The sequence below is a fragment of the Enterobacter sp. SM3 genome (genome assembly GCF_009811935.2).
Classification (GTDB): domain Bacteria; phylum Pseudomonadota; class Gammaproteobacteria; order Enterobacterales; family Enterobacteriaceae; genus Enterobacter; species Enterobacter asburiae_D.
Map to the genome: position 1 here is coordinate 2,372,865 of NZ_CP099971.1, position 14,165 is coordinate 2,387,029.

Genomic DNA, 14,165 nt, shown 5'->3' on the forward strand with positions numbered 1-14,165 from the left:
CTTGAGCTAAGGAACAGGTCATTTATAAATGAAAAAAATAGTCGCGCTTGCGCTTCTGGCGGTGGCTGTTGTAGCCGTTGCAGGGGTTCGTTATGCAGGTAATGACGAACCAGAATATATTCAGTCTGCAGAAATTCGCGTGGGTTCCTATTTAACCAGCGATTATGGTGGCGTTTCCTGTGCCAGCAAAAAAGTGAACGATCAGCGTTGGGAATTAGATTGCACTCATCAGGCAAGAGGAAAAACCTTCCAGTTCGCGGTGTATCCCTCTGAAAAAGCACCTTATGGTGTCGCACGCTCCTTTTATCTTGAAGCCATTAATGATGACGCAAAACAGAGCGCTGAGCAGGGCCTTATGCGTTATTTGCAGATTAATACCCATGCAGGTTAATAAGGTTGTTTAGCGTTCGTTAAGGCAAGAGGTGTTAGGTTGTAAGGGATCCGCAGCCCGGCCATGGAGTGTCGGGACGTAGAGACCAAAATACAAATCTATCCATGCAAGCATTTACCGCCATTTTTGGCGGTTTTTTTTGCGTGAAGGCCGTCGCGGTGAGTTTATGGCGTCAACCGATAGTGCGACTGCACCAGGCCCGAAGGGAAGCTGCGGCTTGATACCAGGGTCAAATCAATATCCTGGGACAACGTTCCGAACAGCGGTTTTCCCGACCCGAGCAGGACAGGAACGGTCGTGAGCACCATATCGGCTACCAGTCCCTCGCGCAGGAACGACTGGATCACCTGTCCGCCATCAAGATAGACGCGATGAACGTCCTGCGCGGCGAGATCCTCAAGCACCTCCTTTGGCGGGCGGGATGAGAACTGCACTTTGCCCCTCAGCGCCTCCGGCACGGGCGTATCGGCCAGATGTCGGGAAAGTACCAGCACGGGACGATCGTAAGGCCATGCGTCAAAGGTCAGTACCTTCTCATAACTCCCTCGTCCCATCACGATGTAGTCTTTGTCCGCGATGAACGCCTCATAGCCATGATCTTCCGCCGGATCGTCGCGCTGCAGCAGCCAGTCGATATCGTCATTCTGTCTGGCGATGTAGCCATCAAGACTGACCGCGATAAAAACGTGTGTGGTAACCATCAGCTGCTCCGTATTACGAAAATTGAAAAATGAATCTTCCTCTTAGCGGAGAGGGGCCCCTTTGTAAACGTGTATTCTGAAGCAATAAGACTGTCTTCAGAATAATGACTGACTTACAGCGATGCCCTGGTCCGGCTGTAAATCGCCGAAGCGTTTCCGTAAGGCCGGGGCGAGGCGCAGGGATGCGCCGAGAAGGGCGTGGCCTGCAGGGATGCAGGCTCATGCCCGACCCGATAGCCTGAAGGAATAAGCTGAGGGCACCGCGAAGCGGCGATTTACCGCCGGGAGCCCGGGTCGCCAGGGTGGTGGCGATTGAGCCACCCTGGCACGTTCACAGGTTATGTCGTTAAAGAATAGCAAGGAACATAAAGTGAACGGAATGACCACCAGAGCCGTATGTTCCCCCTCACCCCAGCCCTCTCCCTCAAGGGAGAGGGGGTCGTCCGTGCAGGCATTATTTTGTGGGGAACCCTCAACCGTTAGCGGGCAGTTCCGGGACGTGAAAATTGTTTGCGATACTGGGCCGGGGAAAGCGCGAACTGCTGGCGAAAATGGTGACGCAATGTCGATGCCTGACCAAACCCGGTCTGTTCAGCGATGCTGTCGATGCTTAACCGGCTGCTTTCCAGATAATCTTTCGCTCTCAGCAGGCGCTCATTGATCAACCAGCGTGCGGGCGTTGTCCCCGTCGCCGCTTCGAAGCGACGAAGGAAAGTGCGCTGGCTCATTCCAACCCGACGCGCCAGCGAGTCGACGCTGTGCGACTCGATAAGATGCGTGTGCAGGAAATCAAACAGCTGGCCGAGACGCTGGCTCTCGCGAAGCTGCGCCACCGGGCGGCTCAGCTGCTGCGGCTGAGAGCCATCCCTGTGAGGGGGAATGACCAGCCGACGCGCCACGCTGTTGGCGGTTTCCATGCCATAATCACGACGCACAACGTGCAGACAGAGATCGATCCCCGCCGCGCTGCCCGCGGAGGTCAGTATATTGCCTTCGTCCTGGTAGAGCACATCCTCAACTACGTCGATGTCAGGGTAACGGGCTTTCAGCGCGTCAATATAGCGCCAGTGCGTCGTGGCTTTACGTCCGTTCAGCAGCCCCGATGCGGCCAGCACAAATACGCCCGAGCAGATAGAGAGCAGCTGACACCCGCGCGCGCTGGCCTGACGCAATGCCCCGCAGAGTGCATCCGGAACCGGTGAGTCCAGCCCCCGCCAGCCCGGAACCACGATCAGATCGGCAGACTCAAGCAGAGTGATATCGCCGTCGGTGATGATGCGGATCCCACCTGTCGCCCGAAGTTCACCGCTGTCAACGCTCGCCACCGCAAAACGATACCATTCGTCGCCCAGCTCGGGGCGCGGCAGGCCGAAGATCTCCACCGCTACACCAAACTCAAAGGTACACAGACCGTCATACGCCAGCACGACCACTTTCGGGCGGGCAATTTGTCTTAAGTTTGTCATCTTTTTGCTGTTTTCTGGCATAAGCGAGCGCATTCACGGGCTGAATTTGTGGATAGAGTAGTGTTAACACAAACGCCAAAGATGAGGAAGGATCATGAGCTATGTTACTGAATTTCCGGCTGCCGAGCCGCAGGAAGCCGTTACCCATTTTCTGCGTCGCCTGAGCGTCGAAACCGACTGTGCCGATGTGCATCACGCCATCGTCAACCATGAGCAGGACTTCGTGCTGCTGCACGTGGTGGGAAGCCCGGAGCAGTTTGCCCGCCGTCACGTGCCTGGCGCACTGCACCTGCCGCGGAGCCAGATTACCGCCGAGCGCATGGCCCAATGGCCTGAAGGCACGCTGTTCGTTGTCTACTGTGCAGGGCCGCACTGCAACGGCGCAGACAGAGCCGCGCTCAAGCTGGCGCGCCTCGGGCTGCCCGTCAAAATCATGCTCGGGGGCATCACCGGCTGGGAAGATGAAAAGTTCGCCTTTGCCAGCAGCGAAACCGCCGCCGCGCTGTGAACATGAATTTTTTTCAACACTCGTGAAATTTTCTCGTTTGCCGGAACAGGACAGGTATGACATCTTTTTTGGACATTTAGACATCCAGAAGTCTAAAAATTCAAATAGTGAATTATCACTGCGGGTAATTAATACCGGCAGACCGAGGAGATTTCCATGCAACGACACCATGCCCCGTACCGCGCCGATGTAGTAGGCAGTTTTTTACGCCCGGATGCCATCAAGCAGGCTCGCCTGAAGTTCGCCAGCGGCGAAATTGATGCCGGACAGCTTCGCGCGGTAGAGGATGACGCCATCCGCCACGTTGTTGAGCAGCAGTGTGCGTGCGGTCTGCATGTGGTCACCGACGGCGAGTTTCGTCGTGCCTGGTGGCACTTCGACTTCTTCGACGGTCTGCAGGGCGTTGAGCGTTACGATTCACAGCAGGGCATACAGTTCAATGGAGTACAAACCAAAGCCCACGGCGTGCGCGTGACCGGCAAGCTGGGCTTTGGTGACCATCCGATGCTGGAAGATTTTCGTTATCTGAAAAGCATCAGCGGCAATGCTCAGCCGAAAATGACCATTCCCAGCCCGAGCGTGCTGCATTTCCGCGGAGGCCGTAAAGATATTGATGCCACAGTGTATCCGGACTTGAATGACTATTTCGACGATCTGGCGATCACCTGGCGCGACGCCATCCGTGCCTTCTACGACGCGGGATGCCGTTACCTGCAGCTGGACGACACCGTCTGGGCCTATCTGTGTTCGGACGACCAGCGCCGTCAGATCCGCGATCGCGGCGATGATGCCGATGAGCTGGCACGCATCTATGCCCGCGTCCTGAACAAGGCGCTGGAAGGCAAGCCGGACGATCTGACCATCGGGCTGCACGTCTGTCGCGGTAACTTCCGTTCAACCTGGATTTCCGAAGGCGGCTACGAGCCGGTGGCGGAAGTGCTGTTCGGCACGGTTAACGTTGACGCCTTCTTCCTTGAATATGATAACGACCGCAGCGGTGATTTCGCGCCATTGCGCTTTGTTCGCCCGGGCAAGCAGCAGGTGGTGCTGGGTCTTATTACCACCAAAAACGGCGAGCTGGAGAACCCTGAGGGTGTTAAAGCCCGCCTGGAAGAGGCGGCGAAATACGTGGCAAAAGAGCAAATTTGCCTCAGCCCGCAGTGCGGCTTTGCCTCTACCGAAGAGGGCAACAGCTTGAGCGAAACCCAGCAGTGGGACAAAATCCGTCTGGTCACGCAGATCGCCAGCGAAGTCTGGTAAAACCTCCTCCTCAGCGCTGCATTATAAAAGTGCAGCGCTGTGCGATTCTGAGACGTTCTCTTTACATCCTGCGTTCCACCGCCTGCAATAGCGCTTCCTCCATTCTGGCATCCTTTTTGCTCCTGCTTCGCTGACACTTTTATTTCCGCGTCCATGCCGTAACGGACGTTTTCGCACAGCGTTCTTTTTCAGGAGTGAAAATATGCAGCGTCGTACTTTATTAAAAGCCTTTGCGTTATCCGCGTCCGTTGTGGCAATGGGAATGAGTTTTGGCGTGCAGGCGGCCGATACCATCAAAGTGGGGATCATGCATTCTCTTTCCGGCACCATGGCCATCTCCGAAACCCCGCTGAAGGACGTCGCCCTGATGACCATCGACGAGATCAACGCGAAAGGCGGCGTGCTGGGTAAAAAACTGGAGCCGGTGGTGGTAGACCCGGCCTCAAACTGGCCGCTGTTTGCTGAGAAGGCGCGCCAGCTGTTGAGTCAGGATAAAGTGGCGGTAGTGTTCGGCTGCTGGACGTCGGTATCGCGCAAATCCGTGCTGCCGGTCTTCGAGGAGCTGAACGGTCTGCTGTTCTATCCGGTCCAGTACGAAGGCGAAGAGATGTCGCCAAACGTCTTCTATACCGGCGCGGCGCCGAACCAGCAGGCCATCCCGGCGGTGGAATACCTGATGAGCGAAGACGGCGGCGCGGCGAAACGCTTCTTCCTGCTGGGCACGGACTATGTTTACCCGCGCACCACCAACAAGATACTGCGCGCATTCCTGCATTCGAAAGGGGTCGAGGATAAGGACATCGAGGAGGTTTATACCCCGTTTGGCCATAGCGACTACCAGACCATCGTCGCCAACATCAAGAAATTCTCCGCAGGCGGCAAAACTGCCGTGGTGTCGACCATCAACGGCGATTCCAACGTTCCATTTTACAAAGAGCTGGCTAACCAGGGGCTGAAGGCGACCGACGTGCCGGTGGTGGCGTTCTCCGTGGGCGAAGAAGAGCTGCGCGGGATCGACACCAAACCGCTGGTCGGCAACCTGGCCGCGTGGAACTACTTTGAGTCCGTCGATAACCCGACCAACCAGGCCTTTGTGGCGGACTATAAAGCCTATGCCAAAGCGCATAAGCTGCCGAACGCCGATACCGTGGTGACCAACGACCCGATGGAGGCCACTTACGTAGGTATTCATATGTGGGCGCAGGCGGTGGAAAAAGCGGGGACCACCGACGTGGATAAAGTGCGTGCGGCGATGGCTGGCCAGTCCTTTAAGGCACCGTCTGGCTTTACGCTCACCATGGATGCCACCAACCACCATCTTCATAAACCGGTCATGATCGGCGAAATCGAAGGCAACGGCCAGTTTAACGTGGTGTGGCAGACGGAGCAGCCGGTACGCGCCCAGCCGTGGAGCCCGTTCATCGCCGGAAACGATAAAAAGCCCGATCAGCCGATGAAAACCGCCAGCAACTAAGCCATCACCGCAGGGAGAAACGTCATGAACGCCATGCGCATGTTCATCGCTCTTGTATGGCTTTCCGGACTGCTGCCAGGGATGGCGCAGGCATCGGATGCCGATCGTTTTGTTGCCGCCAGCCGCAGCCAGCAGGCAGAGTTGCTGACGCAGTGGGCCGCCGCGCCGGACGCCTCGAGGCTCCCGCTGCTGCAGGCACTGCAAAAAGAAAACCTCTATGCCGACAGTCAAAAGCACGCCTTTGCGCAGCGCAACGGTCAAATGGTCTCGCTCGGTGACGCTAAGGCGGCAGAAGGGCCAGCCAAAGCCGTTCGACTGACCAACCGGCTGCGCGTGCTGGCCGCCACGGCTATCGCTACGCATCAGCTGGTGAGTGACAGTGTCACAGAAAGGCGGGTGGCGGCTCGTCAGCTTCAGCGGGATGCCCAGCCCGGAATGCTCGCCTTTCTGGAAAAGCGGGTAAACGATGAAACGGACGCGGTGGCACGTCAGGCGCTTTTACTGGCGGTGGCGAATCTCCAGCTAGCCAGCCCTCAGGCAGAGGTGCGCCGCAAGGCCGTCGAGTTATTAGGGCAGTCAGACGATCCGGACGTGGAGTCCAGACTAACCCCGTTTACCCAGGCTCAGACAGAGCCGGATGCCGGGGTGCGCGCCGCCGCGCAGGAGAGCCTTAGCCAGATCCAGCATCGACTTATGTGGGGCGATCTGCTGGGCCAGGCGTTTATGGGGCTGTCCCTGGGGTCGGTACTGCTGCTGGCGGCGCTGGGGCTTGCCATCACCTACGGCCTGCTGGGCGTCATTAATATGGCGCACGGTGAGATGCTGATGCTGGGCGCGTATGCCACGTGGATGGTGCAGCAGGCGATGGCCGGGCTTGCGCCCCAGTGGCTGGCGCTCTATCCCGTTATCGCGCTTCCGGTCGCGTTCTGCCTGACGGCGGGTATCGGGATGGTGCTGGAGCGCACCGTGATCCGCCATTTGTACGGTCGTCCGCTGGAAACGCTGCTGGCGACGTGGGGGATCAGCCTGATGATTATCCAGCTGGTGCGCATGACGTTTGGCGCCCAGAATCTGGAGGTGGCCAACCCGGCATGGCTCTCCGGCGGGGTGCAGGTTTTTGCCAACCTGACGCTGCCGTGGAACCGCATCGTGGTGCTGGGCTTCGTGCTGCTGGTGCTGTTCTTTACCTGGCTCATTCTGAATAAAACCCGTCTGGGGCTGAACGTGCGCGCGGTGACGCAGAACCGCAGCATGGCCGCCTGCTGCGGGGTACCGACAGGTCGCGTCGATATGCTGGCGTTTGGGCTTGGCTCAGGGATTGCCGGGTTAGGCGGCGTGGCATTATCGCAGCTCGGTAACGTCGGGCCGGAGCTGGGCCAGGGCTATATCATCGACTCTTTCCTCGTGGTCGTTCTTGGTGGCGTAGGACAGCTGGCAGGCAGCGTAGCCGCGGCTTTTGGTCTGGGCATCTTCAATAAAATTCTTGAACCGCAGATGGGAGCGGTGCTGGGCAAGATCGTGATTCTGGTGGCGATCGTGCTATTTATTCAGAAACGCCCCCAGGGGCTGTTTGCGCTGAAAGGGAGGGTGATTGACTGATGAGCCAGCCGCTGACCTTAACGCTGGCGCGCAAAGCGCCGCGCACAACGCAACTTGCAGGCAGCCTGCTGGTGGTGTGTCTGCTGATATTACCGTTTTTCGCCTTACTGCCTGCGACGCATCCGCTGGCGCTGTCGACCTGGATGCTGACGCTGATTGGCAAGATCCTCTGCTATGCCATCGTGGCGGTGGCGCTGGATCTGGTGTGGGGCTATGCCGGGATGCTCTCTCTCGGGCACGGCATCTTCTTCGCCCTGGGCGGCTATGCGATGGGCATGTACCTGATGCGCCAGGCCTCGGGTGACGGTCTGCCCGCGTTTATGTCGTTTCTTTCCTGGAGTGAACTGCCGTGGTTCTGGTGGGGAACCCAGCATTTTGCCTGGGCGCTGGTGCTGATTGTGATGGTGCCGGGCCTGCTGGCTCTGGTGTTCGGCTGGTTTGCCTTCCGCTCCAGGATCAAAGGGGTCTATTTCTCGATTATGACCCAGGCGCTAACCTATGCCGGGATGCTGCTGTTCTTTCGCAACGAAACCGGTTTTGGCGGTAATAACGGTTTTACCGGCTTCACCACGCTGCTCGGTTTTTCGGTGACCGAAACGACCACCCGTATCGCGCTGTTTCTGGCAACCGTGCTGTTGCTGATCCTGGCGTTAGGCACCGGATTTGCGCTGGCGAAGAGCAAGTTTGGCCGCATCCTGACCGCCGTTCGCGACGCCGAAAATCGCCTGACGTTTTGCGGCTACGATCCGCGCGGCTTCAAGCTACTGGTATGGACGCTCTCTGCCGTGCTGTGCGGCCTGGCGGGGGCGCTTTACGTCCCGCAGGTGGGCATTATCAACCCCGGTGAAATGTCACCAACCAACTCAATAGAAGCGGCCATCTGGGTTGCGCTGGGCGGGCGCGGCACGCTGATCGGTCCGGTGATTGGCGCGGCGCTGGTGAACGGTGCAAAGAGCTTCTTCACCGTCGCGATGCCGGAATACTGGCAGCTGTTTCTGGGGCTGATTTTTATCGCTGTCACGCTGTTTTTACCGCGCGGCGTCTATGGTCTGTTTCGAAAGGGAGATAAATAATGCAGCCAGCCGAAGGGTTATTTACCCGCCAGTTGCCCGGCGATCGTTACCGTGAACAGACCGACCCGGTGCTTCAGCTTGAGGCCATTAACGTCAATTTTGATGGGTTTCAGGCCCTGACCGATCTCTCGCTGAATATCGGCGTGGGTGAGCTGCGCTGCGTGATTGGCCCTAACGGAGCCGGTAAAACCACGCTAATGGACGTTATCACTGGCAAAACGCGGCCAAAGAGCGGCAGAGCGATTTACGATCAGTCCATCGACCTGACCGCGCTGGAGCCTGCGGCCATTGCCCGCCAGGGGATCGGGCGTAAATTCCAGAAACCCACCGTTTTTGAAGCGCTGACGGTGTGGGAAAACCTGGAGATCGCCATGAAAACCGATAAATCCGTCTGGGCGAGCCTGCGGGCAACGCTCAACGGTGAACAGCGCGACCACATTGATGAGATGCTGGTTTTGCTGCGCCTTAGCGGCGAGCGCGACCGCCGCGCGGGGCTGCTTTCGCACGGGCAAAAACAGTTTCTGGAAATCGGTATGCTTCTGGTACAGGACCCGCACCTGCTGCTGCTGGATGAACCGGCCGCCGGGATGACAGACGCGGAAACGGAATACACCGCCGAGCTGTTCAAAACGCTGGCGGGTAAGCACTCCCTGATGGTGGTGGAGCACGATATGGGTTTTGTTGAGACTATCGCCGACCACGTCACGGTGCTGCATCAGGGACGCGTGCTGGCGGAAGGTTCGCTTCGCGAGGTGCAGGCCAACGAGCAGGTGATTGAGGTATATCTGGGACGTTAAGGAGGGGTGATGCTACAGGTCAATGAACTGAATCAGTACTACGGCGGCAGCCATATCCTGCGCGGCGTGAGCTTTGAGGCCGTCACCGGAGAAGTCACTTGCCTGCTGGGACGCAACGGCGTCGGGAAAACCACGCTGCTGAAGTGTCTGATGGGGCTGATCCCGGCGAAAACCGGGGAGATTGTCTGGCAGGGTAAAACGATCACCCACAGCAGGCCGCATCAGCGGGTGCAGTCTGGCGTGGCGTACGTTCCGCAGGGCCGTGAGATTTTCCCGCGCCTGACCGTGGAGGAGAACCTTCTGCTGGGGATGTCGCGATTTTCCTCCCGCGAGGCGAAGCAGGTGCCGGAAGAGATCTGGCAGCTGTTTCCGGTGCTTAAAGAGATGAAGCACCGCCGCGGGGGCGACCTCTCCGGTGGACAGCAGCAGCAGCTGGCGATTGGTCGCGCCCTTGCGAGCCGTCCGCAGCTGCTGATTCTGGATGAGCCAACCGAAGGCATACAGCCGTCGGTAATTAAAGAGATTGGCCAGGTGATCCGCACCCTGGCGGACCGGGGGGATATGGCGATCCTACTGGTTGAGCAATTTTACGACTTTGCCGCCGAGCTGGCCGACAGCTACCTGCTAATGTCGCGCGGCACGATTATTCAGCGCGGACGGGGTGAGAACATGGAGCAGGAGGGCGTTCGCGGGCTGGTTGCGATCTGAAATGTTATAATATAACATCCGCATTCTTATCAAGCGGAATGAGGATGTTATGTTGACTGCACATATTGGAAAATTTGCCATGACTCTGGGGGCGCTGCTGGTCAGCGGCCAGCTGTTTGCACACTCGCACGGCCACCAGATGACCGAAGCGGAACAAAAAGCGGCGAGCGGCGTGTTTGAGGATAAGGACGTGAAGGACAGATCGCTGTCTGACTGGGACGGGACCTGGCAGTCGGTCTATCCGTTCCTGCTGGACGGCTCGCTGGATCCGGTCTTTAAGCAGAAAGCGCAGAAAGACAAAAGCAAAACCTTTGACGAGGTTAAAGCGTACTACCGGACAGGTTATGCGACGGACGTGGATGCCATCGGCATCGAAAATAACGTGATGGAATTTCATAAGGGCAAAGCGGTCAGCCGCTGTCATTATGATTACAGCGGCTACAAAATATTGACCTACGCATCGGGCAAAAAAGGCGTTCGCTACCTGTTTGAGTGTAAGGACGCCAGCAGCAAGACACCGAAGTTCGTGCAGTTCAGCGACCATACCATCGCGCCGAAGGCCTCTTCCCACTTCCATATTTTCATGGGCAACACCTCCCACGAGGCGCTGCTGAAAGAGATGGATAACTGGCCGACCTATTATCCGAATGAGATGTACAAAAAGCAGGTGGTGGAGGAGATGTTGCACCACTGATGCTTTATTGCCGGGTGGCGGCTGCGCCTTACCCGGCCTACATTTGCTACGCCGCTTTGGGCGACTCGCACCACGCCTTCACGCTCATGCCACGCAAAATCATCAGCCACGCAATGACGATGGCGACCATCATGATGACAAACAGCGACCAGTGCGGCAGGTTGGTCAGGATAATGCCGGTGATCATCGGGTTTGCCGCCGCGCCCAGCCAGCCCAGCGCCTGCGCGGAGAAATAGCTTGCCTTCATCCCCGGCGGGGCAATGTTGTCGATCAGCATGTATTCGCCCGGCGCATAGATAATCTCACCCAGGGTAAAAATCGCGGCAGCGATGCCCCAGTAAACCAGGTTTTCCCCGGAGAGCATAAAGCCCCCCAGCCCCACGATAAAAAACAGGGTGGCGAGGGTCATCAGGGGGCGAATATTGCTGGCAGAGATCTTACGACCCAGCGCATATTGCAGCGTTACCACGACGGCGGCGTTGACGGGCAATACCACGGCGACCACCTTTTCGGCGAAATCACTGTCTGCATGCGCGGCCAGAACATATTGTGAAATGCAGGTCGCAAACGATCCGCCGACGTACGACGCGAGCAGGCCGGACAGCGTGTACCAGAACAGCGCGCGGTCTTTCAGCAATACCGACGGCTGCCAGGGCATCTTCTCCTCGGCGGTATCCAGCGCAACGCTTTTCTGCACAAAGAAATGGATAAATCCAAGCGGCAGCGCGGCGCAGAAGGCCGCCAGCCAGAACGGCAGCTGCAGGCTGTACATCACCAGCAGGGTGCCAATCGGCGGTCCGATCGTCCAGCCAATGTTCAGGAAGCTGTAGTTCAGCGAGAAGACGCGCGCTTTTTGGCTCGTGGTGAGCACGTCGGAGAACCAGGCCTTCAGCACCGTCGAAAAGACGGAATAGGCGCAGTTGATCAGCGCAAAGAACAGCACCACCAGCGTGACGTTATCAACCAGCGGGATCGCGACAAACCCGGCGATAAAGGCCACGATCGCGATCAGCATGTAGCGTTTTTTATCAAACTTATCGGCAAGAATGCCAAATCCCAGGCTGAACACCACGCCGATAGTCAGCGCAATCGTCAGGGCATAACCAATATTCTCGACGCTCATGCTATAGACGCGCGTGAGATAAATGGTCATAAACGGCAGCGTTGCCCCTCGACCAATGGTTAATAACAATGACGATGCCAGCAGCGCTGCGGTTGAGCGCCTGAGAGATGGTTTCATATTCCTGCCCGACAAATGCTTATGCTTTTTATGTTGTGTCCTAAAAGGATTATCACGACATAAGGGGCTTGTATAGCGCCTAATTTATCCCTAAGTGCTTCGCCTGACTGCCAGAATTAATGATCTTCTCGCCGCCCGCTTTTTTCTGTTACCTTGAAGTGTTAACAAATAATTAATAATTCAGGGGCAGGGTATGACGCGTAAAGACGGGCTGCTGGCGTTGCTGGTGGTCGTAGTATGGGGGCTCAATTTTGTGGTCATCAAGCTGGGGTTACACAATATGCCGCCGCTGATGCTGGCCGGTTTGCGTTTTCTGCTGGTTGCGTTCCCGGCCATCTTCTTTGTCGCTCGTCCGAAGATCCCGTTAAAGCTGCTGCTGGGCTACGGTCTGACCATTAGCTTCGGCCAGTTCGCGTTTCTCTTCTGCGCCATCAAGTTCGGTATGCCAGCCGGTCTGGCCTCGCTGGTCTTACAGGCACAGGCGTTCTTTACCATTATTCTCGGCGCGTTTGTGTTTGGCGAACGCCTGCAGGGCAAACAGCTGGCGGGGATCACGCTGGCGGTGTTTGGCGTACTGGTGCTGATAGAGGCCAGCCTGAATGGCCAGCATGTGGCGCTGCTCGGCTTTATGCTGACGCTGGCAGCGGGGCTGAGCTGGGCCTGCGGGAATATCTTTAACAAGCTGATTATGCAGCACGAGGCGCGCCCGCAGGTGATGTCCCTGGTGGTCTGGAGCGCGCTGATCCCTGTTATACCGTTTATGGTCGCGGCGTTGATTCTGGATGGTCCGGCCGTCATGCTCAACAGCCTGGTCGAGATCGACCTGACCACCATCCTTTCTCTTGTCTATCTGGCCTTTGTCGCCACCATTGTGGGCTACGGGATCTGGGGATCGCTGCTGGGGCGCTATGAAACCTGGCGCGTCGCGCCGTTATCCCTGCTGGTGCCGGTGGTAGGACTTGCCAGTGCGGCGATATTGCTGGATGAAACGCTGAGCGCGCTGCAGCTGTTGGGTGCCGTGCTGATCATGGCCGGGCTCTACATTAACGTCTTTGGCCTGCGCGTGCGTTGGGCGACGCGGGTAAGAAAGGCATAAAAAAAGCCCCGCGTCTGCGGGGCAAAAACGAATCAGAGGCCGTGCTGATTATAATAAGGCACGCCTAATTCGTCGGATTTGTCGCTACCAGCACCCATATGGTTGAAATCATAAGGCGACTGGTCATGTGCTGACGGCAAAATCATCGTATCAGGATTATTTTGCTGCGTTGCACGAGGGGTTTGCTCCGCGAAGGTCTGGCTGGAGAACAGCACCAGCAAGGCGAGGGCGGCGGAGGCGGTAACTTTCATGATTTCCTCGGTTACGTCTGTTACAGGCGATGATTAACTACAGTGTTTTAACGGATACAGGTATCGGGATTCGCCCGGCACGCTGGTGATTCGGTACTTATGAGGCGGCACGTCAAAATAGTTCTTGAACGTACGCGTCAGGGTTTGTTGCGATTCAAATCCGTAACGCTCCGCCAGATAAAGGATCGGTTCATTGCTTTCTTTCAGTTTCTGGGCAATTTCCGTCAGCTTGCGGCTGCGAATATATTGACCTAATGAATGACCGGTCTCTTTTTTGAACATCCGTTGCAGGTGCCATTTGGAGTAACCTGAACGCTCTGACACTTTTTCAAGGGAGAGCGGCGATTCCAGGTTATCTTCGATCCAGTCCAAAATGCTATGAATGGTGATAGCGTCAGTATTGCGTCTGGACATCGTCATACCTCTTTTTCTGTTTACGGCAGTATTTTCTTAAGCAAAAGCTCAAGGGTTGCCACTTCATCTGCCGTTAAGTTTTTTGTTAGTTCCTGATGCAGTGTTTGTCCTACTAATTGATGACATTGCTCGCACATGGCCGCGCCATCGCTGGTCAGCTTCACCAGTACGCCGCGTTTGTCATTCGGGTTAGGGCTTCGTTCTATCCATCCTTTGCAAACGAGACGATCGAGCATGCGGGTTAACGCGCCCAGATCGACAGAGAGCACCTTTTTAAGCTCAACCGGTGTAATACACACTTCGCAGCGAATGGAACACAGCACTTTGAACTGTGTTGCGGTGATATCCAGCGGTGACAGATAGTCATTGAGCAGGCGATCTTTTTTCTGATTTACCATATGAATAAGACGACCCAGCGGAACAACGTCGTTAAAGATATCACTGGTGCTTTTCACAATGGTTGCCCTGGCAAGTAGTTAGTCACGGCAGATAT

At 56.8% G+C, this 14,165-nt stretch carries 16 protein-coding genes; 10 read left to right on the forward strand and 6 right to left on the reverse strand.

The window, feature by feature from the left end; all coding sequences use genetic code 11:
• The first annotated feature begins 28 nt into the window (after positions 1-28).
• A complete protein-coding gene (locus GVO84_RS11210; protein ID WP_121423705.1) occupies positions 29-391 on the forward strand; it encodes a hypothetical protein in 363 nt (120 codons plus the stop codon).
• Positions 392-555: 164 nt separating this feature from the next.
• Here the strand turns inward: GVO84_RS11210 and GVO84_RS11215 are convergent, their stop codons facing one another.
• Entirely contained in the window at positions 556-1,092 is a 537-nt protein-coding gene (locus GVO84_RS11215; protein WP_159514153.1) for a dihydrofolate reductase family protein, read from the reverse strand.
• Positions 1,093-1,571: 479 nt separating this feature from the next.
• On the reverse strand, positions 1,572-2,579 hold the full coding sequence (gene ftrA, locus GVO84_RS11220; protein ID WP_159514154.1) for a transcriptional regulator FtrA: 1,008 nt from the start codon (positions 2,577-2,579) through the stop codon (positions 1,572-1,574).
• Positions 2,580-2,652: 73 nt separating this feature from the next.
• Here ftrA and GVO84_RS11225 point away from each other — a divergent pair, with 73 nt between their 5' ends.
• The 8 genes from GVO84_RS11225 (at position 2,653) to zinT (ending at position 10,671) form a co-directional block, all read left to right on the forward strand.
• Positions 2,653-3,066 (forward strand): rhodanese-like domain-containing protein, encoded by a 414-nt coding sequence (locus tag GVO84_RS11225; protein WP_023335689.1) that lies wholly within the window; start codon positions 2,653-2,655, stop codon positions 3,064-3,066.
• A gap of 156 nt (positions 3,067-3,222) precedes the next feature.
• The gene (locus tag GVO84_RS11230; protein ID WP_121423708.1) at positions 3,223-4,326 is read left to right on the forward strand and encodes a cobalamin-independent methionine synthase II family protein; all 1,104 of its coding nucleotides are present in this window, start codon (positions 3,223-3,225) and stop codon (positions 4,324-4,326) included.
• 202 nt (positions 4,327-4,528) lie between these two features.
• Positions 4,529-5,800, forward strand: a complete 1,272-nt coding sequence (gene urtA / locus GVO84_RS11235) for an urea ABC transporter substrate-binding protein (RefSeq protein WP_014883816.1) — start codon at positions 4,529-4,531, stop codon at positions 5,798-5,800.
• A gap of 24 nt (positions 5,801-5,824) precedes the next feature.
• Positions 5,825-7,399: an urea ABC transporter permease subunit UrtB gene (gene urtB / locus GVO84_RS11240; RefSeq protein WP_159514155.1), complete on the forward strand. Its 1,575-nt coding sequence runs from the start codon at positions 5,825-5,827 to the stop codon at positions 7,397-7,399.
• Positions 7,399-8,472, forward strand: a complete 1,074-nt coding sequence (urtC, locus tag GVO84_RS11245; RefSeq protein ID WP_032642989.1) for an urea ABC transporter permease subunit UrtC — start codon at positions 7,399-7,401, stop codon at positions 8,470-8,472. The genes urtB and urtC overlap by 1 nt, the downstream gene beginning before the upstream one ends.
• Positions 8,472-9,269: an urea ABC transporter ATP-binding protein UrtD gene (gene urtD / locus GVO84_RS11250; RefSeq protein ID WP_159514156.1), complete on the forward strand. Its 798-nt coding sequence runs from the start codon at positions 8,472-8,474 to the stop codon at positions 9,267-9,269. The genes urtC and urtD overlap by 1 nt, the downstream gene beginning before the upstream one ends.
• A 9-nt stretch (positions 9,270-9,278) precedes the next feature.
• Complete coding sequence (gene urtE, locus GVO84_RS11255; RefSeq protein ID WP_159514157.1) at positions 9,279-9,977, forward strand: urea ABC transporter ATP-binding subunit UrtE; 699 nt, start codon at positions 9,279-9,281, stop codon at positions 9,975-9,977.
• A gap of 52 nt (positions 9,978-10,029) precedes the next feature.
• Positions 10,030-10,671, forward strand: coding sequence for a metal-binding protein ZinT (gene zinT / locus GVO84_RS11260; protein WP_159515633.1), 642 nt, complete (start codon positions 10,030-10,032; stop codon positions 10,669-10,671).
• 46 nt (positions 10,672-10,717) lie between these two features.
• On the opposite strand, the gene ydeE is transcribed toward zinT, so the two are convergent.
• Positions 10,718-11,911, reverse strand: coding sequence for an efflux MFS transporter YdeE (ydeE, locus tag GVO84_RS11265; RefSeq protein ID WP_121423711.1), 1,194 nt, complete (start codon positions 11,909-11,911; stop codon positions 10,718-10,720).
• 193 nt (positions 11,912-12,104) lie between these two features.
• On the opposite strand from ydeE, the gene eamA reads away from it, so the two are divergent.
• On the forward strand, positions 12,105-13,007 hold the full coding sequence (eamA, locus tag GVO84_RS11270) for an O-acetylserine/cysteine exporter (RefSeq protein ID WP_159514158.1): 903 nt from the start codon (positions 12,105-12,107) through the stop codon (positions 13,005-13,007).
• Positions 13,008-13,039: 32 nt separating this feature from the next.
• On the opposite strand, the gene marB is transcribed toward eamA, so the two are convergent.
• From marB to marR, 3 genes are read right to left on the reverse strand one after another with little or no spacing between them, the layout of a single operon-like run.
• Positions 13,040-13,258: a multiple antibiotic resistance protein MarB gene (gene marB / locus GVO84_RS11275; RefSeq protein WP_029741246.1), complete on the reverse strand. Its 219-nt coding sequence runs from the start codon at positions 13,256-13,258 to the stop codon at positions 13,040-13,042.
• Between the two features lie 33 nt (positions 13,259-13,291).
• Complete coding sequence (gene marA, locus GVO84_RS11280) at positions 13,292-13,672, reverse strand: MDR efflux pump AcrAB transcriptional activator MarA (protein ID WP_008502237.1); 381 nt, start codon at positions 13,670-13,672, stop codon at positions 13,292-13,294.
• A 20-nt stretch (positions 13,673-13,692) separates the two neighbouring features.
• Positions 13,693-14,127 (reverse strand): multiple antibiotic resistance transcriptional regulator MarR, encoded by a 435-nt coding sequence (gene marR, locus GVO84_RS11285; protein WP_008502236.1) that lies wholly within the window; start codon positions 14,125-14,127, stop codon positions 13,693-13,695.
• Positions 14,128-14,165 lie beyond the last annotated feature (38 nt).

Excerpts from the sequence above, each read along its gene's own strand:
- GVO84_RS11215 (WP_159514153.1), bottom strand. The coding sequence starts at position 1,092 with ATGGTTACCACACACGTTTTTATCGCGGTCAGTCTTGATGGCTACATC.
- ftrA (WP_159514154.1), bottom strand. The coding sequence starts at position 2,579 with ATGCCAGAAAACAGCAAAAAGATGACAAACTTAAGACAAATTGCCCGC.
- urtB (WP_159514155.1), top strand. The coding sequence starts at position 5,825 with ATGAACGCCATGCGCATGTTCATCGCTCTTGTATGGCTTTCCGGACTG.
- marA (WP_008502237.1), bottom strand. The coding sequence starts at position 13,672 with ATGTCCAGACGCAATACTGACGCTATCACCATTCATAGCATTTTGGAC.
- GVO84_RS11210 (WP_121423705.1), top strand. The coding sequence starts at position 29 with ATGAAAAAAATAGTCGCGCTTGCGCTTCTGGCGGTGGCTGTTGTAGCC.
- urtA (WP_014883816.1), top strand. The coding sequence starts at position 4,529 with ATGCAGCGTCGTACTTTATTAAAAGCCTTTGCGTTATCCGCGTCCGTT.
- urtE (WP_159514157.1), top strand. The coding sequence starts at position 9,279 with ATGCTACAGGTCAATGAACTGAATCAGTACTACGGCGGCAGCCATATC.
- GVO84_RS11230 (WP_121423708.1), top strand. The coding sequence starts at position 3,223 with ATGCAACGACACCATGCCCCGTACCGCGCCGATGTAGTAGGCAGTTTT.
- urtD (WP_159514156.1), top strand. The coding sequence starts at position 8,472 with ATGCAGCCAGCCGAAGGGTTATTTACCCGCCAGTTGCCCGGCGATCGT.
- marB (WP_029741246.1), bottom strand. The coding sequence starts at position 13,258 with ATGAAAGTTACCGCCTCCGCCGCCCTCGCCTTGCTGGTGCTGTTCTCC.
- eamA (WP_159514158.1), top strand. The coding sequence starts at position 12,105 with ATGACGCGTAAAGACGGGCTGCTGGCGTTGCTGGTGGTCGTAGTATGG.
- GVO84_RS11225 (WP_023335689.1), top strand. The coding sequence starts at position 2,653 with ATGAGCTATGTTACTGAATTTCCGGCTGCCGAGCCGCAGGAAGCCGTT.
- urtC (WP_032642989.1), top strand. The coding sequence starts at position 7,399 with ATGAGCCAGCCGCTGACCTTAACGCTGGCGCGCAAAGCGCCGCGCACA.
- ydeE (WP_121423711.1), bottom strand. The coding sequence starts at position 11,911 with ATGAAACCATCTCTCAGGCGCTCAACCGCAGCGCTGCTGGCATCGTCA.